The organism is Candidatus Magnetominusculus dajiuhuensis (assembly GCF_046044395.1).
In the GTDB taxonomy this organism is placed as follows: domain Bacteria; phylum Nitrospirota; class Thermodesulfovibrionia; order Thermodesulfovibrionales; family Magnetobacteriaceae; genus Magnetominusculus; species Magnetominusculus dajiuhuensis.
The window spans coordinates 20213-30950 of record NZ_JBJUSG010000029.1 but is presented as its reverse complement, the minus strand read 5'-3'; the positions used below and the strand labels follow the sequence as shown (position 1 = coordinate 30950).

Sequence of the window (10738 nt, the reverse complement as noted above, 5' to 3'; positions counted from 1 at the left end):
TGACATCTGCTACCCCCACTGTAAAGATGGGGTTTTCTTGACGCTTACTAATATCCGGCGTTGCGCCGCTGATGGCACGAGTTTTGGGCTACCCATATAAGTCTGGAAATAGAGAAAGTTGCCTGACCTCAGCCATACATGGTCGTTGGAGGTCAAACTGTTTTACAATATGTTCTGGTATGGGTAATATATTTAGGTTTCCAGGCTCAACTTTTATTGCACCTGAACCATAACTTTTGCCCACAAGCTGCAAGTTTTTTAAGGTGTCAGAATGATTAAGCGCTTCCCACAGGCTGAGGATATAAGATTTGTCCTTGTATATTGGATACACACATAGAAACCCCGTCAACGGCACGACACCAGCCTCATTTAGAATAAATCTCGTGTTGCGTCTGCCCAAATAAGCAAACAATAATGGAGGAACTTCTCTTTTTTCCATTTTATACCAAGGCCTTCGCTGTTTGATTAGTGAACGGTCAGGAAGCCCCATTTCTTTGCCTGCATTTAAATAGTTGGTGACAGAATCCGGAAGTGCATCGTGTCCGTTGATGGAAAAAAGATAGGTTGGGCGGTTTTTGTCTTCTAATCTTTGAATATCTTCGTCATTCAGAATGCTGCCGATTATATCTCTTGTTCTTCCGACGGCTCTTTTAATAAACTCTTTTGGTATTCCAAATTCCTTAACCTGTTTGGCTGTCAGGAAGAAAAACTCATTCGAACCTGTGGCTATGCCTCTCATTACTCTGGCAAAATCATTCAAGTGAAAAATAAAACCGTTGTGGTTCTGTTGCGGTCTTGTTAGGCCGGTTGCGATGGCTTCTTTTAACTCTCTTGTTACTATTTCAAGACTGTCAACCCCTTGTATCTTAAAATTGGAAGAGACAAACTTCAACAGGTCTGTTGAATACGGCTGACTTGATTTAACCCAAAAGATATTTGTAATGGGTTTTGAGTTTTTAATTAGAAAAATAATCGCATTAGTATCTACCGCTGGAAAAGGAGTAGCCTTCGCCTCAAATGTTATTACGGCTTCAATGCAAAATTTTTCTGAAATCCATTCCCATAATTTATTAGCAAAAGTTCCTTCGCAAGTGTCGGCAGGCATAATAAATGCGAGTTTGCCATTTTTTTCTAATAAATTAAGGGCTTGAATCAGAAAAAATATATGATAGCCTGCCCTGCCATCTATGCTATCCCCTGTTATTTTTACGGAGAGTTTTTTGAGCAATAGTTTTGTTTCCTCGTCAATGCGGTGATGTCTGATATATGGCGGATTAGCCACAATTGCCTTGAATTTCCTAAGCGGGGGATTCTTTATAAAGTCTCTTTCTTCGACAAAACAAGATTTATTATTATATATCTCGTCAGTTAACACGTCTTTATCTACGTCAGTTCCTAAATACGAAACTCCCTGTTTGTTCAGTTTTAAAAGTGCCTCAAAAAAAGCACCCCGTCCCGCGGCAGGATCAAAAACTAAATCAGTATCTTCTGCAACATAAGCCACCATAGCCTCCGCAACCCAGCCCGGCGTCCAAAACTGTCCTTTGTCCCGAAGGATTTCTCTTTCGTTCCAATCAGTTGGTAAACTTTGATGTTTTATTGATTTATCCATATTACAAAGATTTTAAAACGTTTATTGCATCTTGCATAATATCAAGAGAGCCGCCCTCGAATTTTACATATGGAAGAATATGTCCGTTCTTATCCTCAATGTAGTCTGGAACCAATTTGGGTTTTTCATTAGAAATACCAAGCGGATAAGCATAGTGATAATAATACTTATAAATATGTTTCTTAGTCGTTGCACCACCTGGAGCCTGAAAGACTTGTTCTGTTGGCAGAATTAGTCCCTCGTTTACAAGTCGCTGAGCTTCGTCAAATGCCAATCCATACGCCCTGTCAAAGAAAACATGCCAAACGTGAATTGGGATTTTATTCTCTTCCTGCCATTTACTTAAAGGAACTCTATCCTCTTCTTTAATTATTACAGTTGGTAGGACAGCATTTTTTGGAAGACCATGTCTACCGCCAAGTCTTTTTTGTGCCTTCATTGGTGTACTGTAATCGGGCATTTTCTCTGCTACCCATAATGAGTTTTCACACTCAACTGCAATAACAGCTTTCCGAATAATGTCCTGTAGCTTATCTTCGGTTATAAATGGTAACTCCTCTTCACCGCCACTGTCTGCAATAAAACTATCAACAAAGGGTTTGTCCGCAATTTTAAAAATTAAAAGGTCAGGGCGTTTAATATTGCCAATTCCAGCTTTGTCAAGTCTTTCAAAATAAAGTTCAAAATCTCGTACATTATCTTTTGGCGCTGTAGAACTTAGTCCGTAAGCAATAGCATAAAATTGCATGGTTTTGTTGACGGCATCAATCAGGCGCTTTTCACTCCAAACCCCTTGGGACCAACGCATCAAAAAATCACTGCCTCTCAGTTTCCGTGGGTTGAGCCAAAAATCAGCCCAAGCAACCTCTTTCACTCCTCTTAATTCAAATTCAATATCCTCTTTAGAAACAGATAACACCAATTCAAATGGATGCAATTCGCCTCCTCTATAAAACCTTCGTTAAAGATGTTATCACAACAAAGGTTTTTAGCGCAAGCAAATCTGCCTTGCCGTGCTTAACGAATACTCGCGCCAGAGGCGCTCTTTTTCTATCCCGTTGTCTATGAAATCCCACGGCAGCGGCTCATCGTAATGCTTTTCGAAAAATATATATTCTGACGGTTCTATTGAGTGCAGCTCGCAGGCCTTTTTCCAGTTCAGGCCATCTGCTATGGATTCAATAACCGGAGAGAGCCGCCTGTCGCCCATTGCCAATAACCCCTCTGTATAGGCATATTTAAGCTGGTCGTGTATGACCTTTACATTTTCTTTTTTGAGGCCGTCTTTTAATTGTTTTAGCCGCCTCAGGATGACCACCGACACCTCCATGGGATGCCACTGAAAGGGCGTAAATGGCTTAGGCACAAACGCGCTCACACTCAACACTATCCGGCCAGCCTTCGACAGCCCCCTGATTTCCTTTACCAGCGCTATCATCTCCTCTATGTCTTCGTCTGTCTCAGTTGGAAGCCCTATCATGAAATATAATCTCAGCATTGCTATCCCCCGCATCAGCACAAGGCGCGACGTCTCAATTATATCCTCATATGTTATCCTTTTATTTATCACCGCCCTCAGCCTCTTTGAGCCGGCCTCCGGGGCAATTGACAGGCTTTGTTTTGTCTTTATCAATGCGGTTATCTCCGCGGCCTTCTTGCTTGCCCTCAGGGATGATATAGAAAACTCCACGCCCTCAATACACAATAACTGCCCAATGTGGGGATAGTCGGTCAGCGACGCCCCTATGACGCCTATCTTAGCTGCCGTACAAAGACCCCTGGCGCGGTCTATCTCCTCGCGCATCGTGGTTAGCGGCCTTGTCCTCGGCACGCCGTATATCCCGCTTATGGCGCAAAAACGGCACTTCCACGGGCAGCCCCTCATCGCCTCAATAAGGTACATGGACGAAAACTCCGTATGCGGCGTTATCAACTGCTGGCCTATCAGCGGCGAGGCCATGTCTTTCAGAAAACGCCTCTTTACACGGCAATTTACATCGTGTCCCGACGGTATATAAAAACCCTCTACGCCTTTTAGTGCCTCAAGGAGTTTCGATCTATCACCGGATTTATTACAGATATCTATAAACTTGTCAAGGACGGCCTCGGCCTCCCCCACCACTATGACGTCAAAAAAATCCGCAATCGGCTCTGGATTCATAAACGCGCACGGCCCGCCCATTATCAGCAGTGGATAGCGCACCCCTCTGTCCCTCGCATAGGGCGGTATCCCGGATGCCCTCAGGATTTTCACCACGTTTGGAAAGTCGTTCTCATATGATATGGAAAAGGCTATTATGTCAAACTCTGAAGGCATTTTTTTGGATTCCATCGTGTAAATTCGCTCCCCACCGCCTGACTCCGGTAAGAACGCGCGTTCACAGACAACATCCTCCCGTGCGTTGAGCATACCATAGACAAGCCGAAACCCCAGGCTGGACATTCCAGTCCTGTACGTGTTGGGATAGACGAGGCATACGCGGGTCTTGCCGCCGTGGTCTTTATAGACCGTGCCTGTCTCTTTATCAAGCAGGGATTGTCGCGTCAGGGATTGCCGTGTTTCGGTCTGCCGCTGGGTTTTTTTTGTTGTCTTCATTGAAATGCCACGCTCATCCCATCTTTAGGAGGAGGGGAGGCAGAGGACATTATTGGGGGGTAGTCCTCTGCCCTTCCGTGTGGAGAGCTTTATCTACTCTGGTTTCTTCTGTTTTCTTATAAACGTTGGGATGTCCATATCATCTTCGTAGTTGGCTATTAGCTCAGTCGTCGGGATTTTGTCCTCTTTGGAGAAATCAAAGAGGGATTTCGAGAGTATCCTGTCTGAACCCCTTGAGAAGTTGCGTTCTCTTTCCTGGCCTTTCCATGTCTTCATCTCTGGTATCGTTATCTTGGCCTCTTTCTTTTCCTCAAATCCAGTTGCTATTACCGTAACTTTTACCTCACCATCCAGTGAGGGATCTATGACGGCGCCAAAAATGATGTCCGCGTCGTCGTGGGCCGAATCAAAAACCAGCTCAGAGGCACCCTGCACCGCGTCAAGCGTAAGGTCAGGGCCTCCGGTTATGTTAATCAGTATGCCTCTGGCACCGTCAATAGATGTCTCTTCAAGCAGCGGGTTAGATATCGCCTTTTTTGCCGCGTCTATGTGGCCCTGTTCGCCTTTGCCTTTTCCAATTCCCATTACCGCCTTGCCAGAGTACTGCATTATCGTCTTTACGTCGGCAAAGTCAAGGTTAATAAGCCCGGGCAGCAGAATGAGGTCGGTTATGCCCTGCACGGCATCTTTTAACACGTCATTGGCCACCTCAAAGGACTTAATCAGGGGTGTACCCTTTTCCACTACCAGTGATATCTTGTCGTTGGGGATTACTATTGTGGTATCTACGAACTGGTTTAGTTCCTTTATTCCGAGGGTCGCGTTACTCAGACGCTTTCTGCCCTCGTAAAAAAACGGCTTTGTCACTACCGCTACAGTCAACGCCCCAAGGCTCCGTGCAATCTCCGCTATTATAGGGGCAGCGCCCGTACCCGTGCCGCCACCCATGCCAGCGGTTATAAAGACCATATCCGCCCCTTCCAGCATTTCCTTTATCCTCTCGCTGTCTTCAAGGGCTGCCTCTCTTCCTACCTGCGGATTTGACCCCGCGCCAAGTCCTCTCGTTATCTTTGTGCCTATTTGTAATTTTAGCTCGGCGTTTGACGAATTCAATACCTGTAAGTCAGTATTTACCGCAATAAACTCCACGTTTTTCAACACCGCGGCTATCATATTGTTAATCGCGTTACCGCCCGCCCCGCCTACGCCCACTACCTTAATGTTGGCCTTTCCATCATTTGACTCCACTAGTTCAAACATACCGTCCCTCCTTACTTTTTAATTTATCTGTTAAAAAACTTTCCTACCAGACCCTTAAACCACTTCGACATCGAATACTGCCCGGTCGTAAATGCGTCCACTGAGCCACTGTCGTACAACCTCTTCCTCGTGTATGAGAGAAAACCCACTGCCGTTGCATTCATAGGCCCGCGAATCTTGTCACCTATCCCCTGCCACTCACATGTGCCAACTCTCACGGGCAAATCCAGCACACTGGAAATCAATCCCTCAAGTCCCTTCAGTTGTGCCACTCCACCTGTCAACACCACCGACCAGGGCTGCCAGCTAAAGCCGGGAACGCCCAGTATTGCTTCCTTTATCATACCCGTAAGCTCTTCACTCCTTGCCTTTATTATCTCTGTTATAAATGATTTCGATATCCGCCTCTCTTCCATGTTTGCGGTAACGGTTATCTCCTCGCCGAAGTATTCGTCGGGGAATGTCGCCATGCCATACGCCTTTTTCAATCTCTCCGCCTCATACACCGGAAGCCTAAGCCCTACGGCAATGTCATTGGTAAACTGGTTGCCGCCTATGTCTATTACCGCCGCACCCATAAACGCGCCATTCTTAAAGAGCGCTATATCAGTAGTGCCCCCTCCGATGTCTATCAGAATTGCCCCATAGGCCTTTTCGTCTTCCCTCAGTACCGCCGCAGCCGACGCCAGTGGATTGAACACTACATCAGCAACCTTCAGGCCGGCCATCTCACAGCATTTGACCACATTGTGTATCGAATTAGAGGCCCCTACCACTACCTGCACGTTTGCCTCAAGCCTCACGCCGCTCATCCCTACGGGGTTATATATCTGCCCTTCGCCATCCACTACATACTCTACGGGGATCATGTGCATGATCTCCTTGTCCAAAGGCACATATACCGTCCCGGCGGTCTCCATTACCTTGTCAATATCCCGCTGTGTCACAACATCCGTTGTCAACACTACCGCACCCGTACTCTTAAAACTCTTCATGTGCATGTCGGAAAGCCCCGTGCAGACCTCCTTTATCTCCACACCGGAGACCACCTGCGCCTTGTTCACGGCCTCTCTTATGGCGGCAGAGGCACCCTCAAGGTCTACCACAACACCCTTTCTCACACCGGCGGACACGGCCATACCCACACCGGCTACCTCCGTTGTGGTCTCAGTTACCCTTGCCACAATAGCCGTAACCTTCGACGTCCCTATGTCAAGCCCGGTTATATAGCTTCCTTCACCCATTTCATATCCTTCTTTAACGGCTTCAATATCAGTCTGTTTGAAAACCTTAAATCTATATACTCTATGGCCAGATTCCTGTTTGCTATCTCATCTTTCAGCGAAAAATAACTCGACAGTTTCTTCTCGTAATCACCAAACCCCATCAGTATCAGCAAACCGTTTAATGTCAACGATATGTCCTCCGGCCTCATACCCGTTATCTCTATCGCCTTACCACTGAGGGCGCTTGTCTTATTTATGACATTTACCAGCCTTACTGCCTCCGCATACGCCCTCTTGTACTGCTCTTCCATGTTTATTACCGGCATTCCGGCCAACGGTTTTTCTATGCTGTCAAGTTTTACTCCGGAGTCGTCTATCAAATACATCGCGTGTCCATCATTTAACACCGCCGCAGGTGCCTTCTCCGTAATCTTCACCAGTATTGACGACGGCAGCTCCTTTCTTATATATGACGTCTTTATCCACGGCGACGACTCCAGCCGCCTCGCAAGTATCTGCGCATTTATTGATAGTATGCTTTTTCCCTTTACGTCCATAAGCTCGAATATGTCGCTGTCTTTTAAGTGGATGTTTCCCTCCACTCCATATTTGTCCACTTTGAATAGATCAGCGCTCAACGTATAATGCCACAAAAATATCACCGACCCCAGCACCGTCAGGATACACGCCGCAATACCTATGCTCCTTGCGTTTATCACGTTAGGACGTTTATATGCCAGAGCCTCCTTCTTCGCTTTCATAGGGTGCCTGACGCCACCTGCATTGTCTTTCTGAGTACGGCATCGCAAAGCATCTCCTCAAGCAGTTGCAGAAACGACATGCCCGCGCTCTCCGCTATCTTAGGCAGCAGCGACGTCTCCGTCATACCCGGCACTGTGTTTACCTCAAGGACATAGACTGTTTCAGCGTCCTCAGACAGTATAGTATCCACCCTCGCCGCCCCCTTACAGCCTAAACAATCATATGCCTTTACAGACACCTCCCCGATCTTATCATACGTCTGTTGGCTGACGTCGGGAGGCAGGATGTAGTTTGTCATACCGCTGGTATACTTGGACTTGTAATCGTAAAACTCGCCTGAGGGCCTTATCTCAACGCCCCCCAGCACCTTGCCGTTTACTATGCCTATCTGTATCTCTTTCCCCTTTATGAATTTCTCCACAATTGCCTTACTGCCATAGCTAAAGGCCTCCCTTAGTGCCCTTGCATAGTCCGCCTCGCTTTTCACTATGCTTACTCCCACGCTTGAGCCTTCCTGCGCCGGCTTTATAATCCAGGGGAATGATACCGCCGGTCTCGTTTGCCTGGACAAAGCGGCTATGCTGACTTCCGCGCTGCCAAACTCAACGACCTCAAATGGTGGCACACTAAGTCCCGCCCTGGCGAATAAGTACTTGCACATCACCTTGTCCATAGCCAGCGCTGAGGCAAGCACCCCGGATCCCGTATAGGCCATCCCCATCACCTCAAGCATCCCCTGAACAGAGCCGTTTTCACCCCAACCGCCATGTAATGCCGTCAGCACCACATCCGGTGCCAGCGCCGTGAGCTTTATCGCAGCCTCTAAATCCGCGTCTATCAACCACACGTTATACCCGTCGGCCTTCAGGGTGTTAAACACTGCCATGCCGCTCTTTAATGATATCTCCCTCTCTGACGACAGCCCACCGGCCAATACCGCAATCTTTTTCTCTCTCAGCTCTTCTTTCATGCCATGTCCCCGATTATTCTTATTTCAGGAGCCAGCCCGACATCAAACTTCGCCTGCACCATCGCCTTTACCCTCTCCATGAGGGAAAGGTAGTCGGCAGCCGTACCGCCTCCACGATTTATGAAGAAATTCGCGTGTACCGTGCTTACCTCAATCCCGCCGCATATCAAGCCCTTACACCCTGCGTGCTCTATCAACTCGCCGGCATACCCTCCGACAGGGTTTTTGAAGACACACCCCGCCGAGTGAAGGGAAATCGGCTGTGTCTGTCTCTTTTTCGTTACACACTCATGGGCTTTCGCCGCTATGAGATCGGCGTCCCCAAAGGGCAGCCTCATATCCACACTCACAATGACCGAATTGTCCGCAATGCCAGAGCGTCTGTATGCAAATTTTAAAGAATCTGGTTGCCCATCCCCAGTTCTTAATACCTTAACCTGGCCGTCCACGCTGACAATCGTCACCGCGACAACGACGTCCTTTATCTCAGCTCCAAAAGAGCCGGCATTGCCGAACACGGCGCCTCCCAGTGTACCGGGAATCCCCGCAAGGCCCTCTATGCCCTGCCCTGCCTCCCTTTGGGCCGCCATCACCACCTGGGCAAGGCTGACCCCCGCCCCCGCGCGTATAAATAAACCCTTGTCTGTCGTCTGCGTCTCTATGCTCCTGAAACCCTTCGTGCTGATTACAACACCTTCAAACCCCCCGTCGCCAAACAGGACATTGCTGCCTCCGCCAAGTACCAAATACGGGACTCCGCCCTTACGCGCGCGCCTGATGAACTGCGTCAGCGAGTTCAGGCCCTCAGGCTCAAAATACACCGCCGCGCCACCGCCTATGCGAAGATAGGTGTGTTCGCTCATCGGCTCATTATATGAGACGCGCCCTGAAAGCCCCGACATCAGTCCTTCCGCCATTGTTGTTACCGCCGCGCCGCTCATCTGTCGGCACCCCTCTTTATAATATCCTCTGCCATCTTCCACACATCTCCAGCTCCAAAGGTGACCAGTACGTCACCCTCCTGTACTGTCTGCCCTATTTTTGCTATGGCCGCTTCCTGACTCTCACAATACACTACGTCAACCGCGTTTTCCCTGAGCCTCTTACACAGCGCCTCAGACGATATGCCCTCTATAGGAGGCTCGCCCGCCGCGTATATATCCAGAAGAAAGAGCTTGCCCACACCAGAGAAAGACGACGCAAACTTGTCCATCAAATCGCGCGTTCTCGTGTATCTGTGCGGCTGAAACGCCACTATGAGCCGGTTGGCCACATGATTTTTTATCCCGCCTATGGTTGCCTCCAGCTCCGTGGGGTGATGGCCGTAATCGTCATAAACCGCTACGCCGCGCCATGTGCCTTTATACTCCATTCGCCGCTTTATGCCCGAAAATGCCCCCAAAGAGGCGGCTGTGCTTTCGATTTTCACGCCAAGGGACTCAGCGGCGGCTATAGTGGCAAGGGAATTCAATACGTTATGGCTTCCCGCCAGATGAATCTCAACCTTTTTAATGAACTGGCCATTCTTACAGAGATCAAAACAAGAGCGCATAAAGCCGTAGTCAATGTTTTTGGCCGTATATTGCGCATCGCCGTCAAGTCCATATGTTATGTATCTTCTGTTGATTCTTGGAAGGATTTCCCTTATGTTGGGGTCGTCTGTACATACCACGCCAACACCGTAAAACGGCACCTTATTCAAGAAATCCACAAAGGCGCCCTTGAGTTTTTCCATAGTTGAAAAATAATCCATGTGCTCTCTGTCAATATTCGTACAGACGGCAACCGTGGGATTGAGTTTGAGGAAAGAGCCGTCACTCTCGTCAGCCTCAGCAACGAGATAATTTCCCTTGCCCACCCTTGAGTTGCTGTTGGTCTCGTTTAACTTGCCGCCAAGCACCACCGTGGGGTCAAAATATCCCGAGTCAATCAGTACGGTTGCAATCAACGACGAGGTAGTGGTCTTGCCGTGGGAGCCGGCCACGAGGACGGTGTATTTAAGCCTGCCCAGCTCGGCAAGCATCTCCGCCCGTGGGATAACGGGGATGGCACGCCTCTTCGCCTCTTCCACTTCCGGGTTATCCATGTTTACGGCGGACGTCACGACAACGACATGGGCGTTGGCGATGTTTTTGGCCTTGTGGCCAATGATGACAGTCACGCCGGAGGCCCTCAGCTTTTCCACCGTTGCGGAGTCTTTTATGTCCGAGCCTCTGACTTCGTAACCGAGGTCATTGAGCACCTGCGCTATGCCGCTCATTCCTATGCCGCCAATACCAACAAAATGAATTACTCTGTAACGGTTAAACATG

Annotated in this window: 9 protein-coding genes; all 9 read right to left on the bottom strand. The window is 48.4% G+C overall.

Translation table 11 applies throughout. The features are described from left to right. Nucleotides 1-88: 88 nt before the first annotated feature. Nucleotides 89-1612, bottom strand: a complete 1524-nt coding sequence (locus AB7D94_RS05950; protein ID WP_420264818.1) for an Eco57I restriction-modification methylase domain-containing protein — start codon at nt 1610-1612, stop codon at nt 89-91. Between the two features lies 1 nt (nt 1613). Beyond that, the gene (locus AB7D94_RS05945; protein WP_420264817.1) at nt 1614-2549 is read right to left on the bottom strand and encodes an AccI family restriction endonuclease; all 936 of its coding nucleotides are present in this window, start codon (nt 2547-2549) and stop codon (nt 1614-1616) included. 51 nt (nt 2550-2600) lie between these two features. Beyond that, nucleotides 2601-4208 carry a radical SAM protein gene (locus AB7D94_RS05940; protein ID WP_420264816.1) on the bottom strand — a complete coding sequence of 536 codons (1608 nt, stop codon included), beginning with the start codon at nt 4206-4208 and terminating at the stop codon, nt 2601-2603. A gap of 93 nt (nt 4209-4301) precedes the next feature. Continuing rightward, the gene (gene ftsZ, locus AB7D94_RS05935; protein ID WP_420264815.1) at nt 4302-5468 is read right to left on the bottom strand and encodes a cell division protein FtsZ; all 1167 of its coding nucleotides are present in this window, start codon (nt 5466-5468) and stop codon (nt 4302-4304) included. A gap of 23 nt (nt 5469-5491) precedes the next feature. After that, the gene (gene ftsA / locus AB7D94_RS05930) at nt 5492-6712 is read right to left on the bottom strand and encodes a cell division protein FtsA (protein ID WP_420264814.1); all 1221 of its coding nucleotides are present in this window, start codon (nt 6710-6712) and stop codon (nt 5492-5494) included. Beyond that, the gene (locus AB7D94_RS05925) at nt 6691-7455 is read right to left on the bottom strand and encodes a cell division protein FtsQ/DivIB (RefSeq protein ID WP_420264813.1); all 765 of its coding nucleotides are present in this window, start codon (nt 7453-7455) and stop codon (nt 6691-6693) included. Before AB7D94_RS05925 ends, ftsA begins: the two co-directional genes overlap by 22 nt. Continuing rightward, nucleotides 7452-8426, bottom strand: coding sequence for a D-alanine--D-alanine ligase (locus AB7D94_RS05920; RefSeq protein ID WP_420264812.1), 975 nt, complete (start codon nt 8424-8426; stop codon nt 7452-7454). The genes AB7D94_RS05925 and AB7D94_RS05920 overlap by 4 nt, the downstream gene beginning before the upstream one ends. Then, entirely contained in the window at nt 8423-9409 is a 987-nt protein-coding gene (gene murB, locus AB7D94_RS05915; RefSeq protein WP_420264811.1) for a UDP-N-acetylmuramate dehydrogenase, read from the bottom strand. Before murB ends, AB7D94_RS05920 begins: the two co-directional genes overlap by 4 nt. Next, the gene (murC, locus tag AB7D94_RS05910) at nt 9364-10737 is read right to left on the bottom strand and encodes a UDP-N-acetylmuramate--L-alanine ligase (RefSeq protein WP_420264810.1); all 1374 of its coding nucleotides are present in this window, start codon (nt 10735-10737) and stop codon (nt 9364-9366) included. The genes murB and murC overlap by 46 nt, the downstream gene beginning before the upstream one ends. Nucleotide 10738 lies beyond the last annotated feature (1 nt).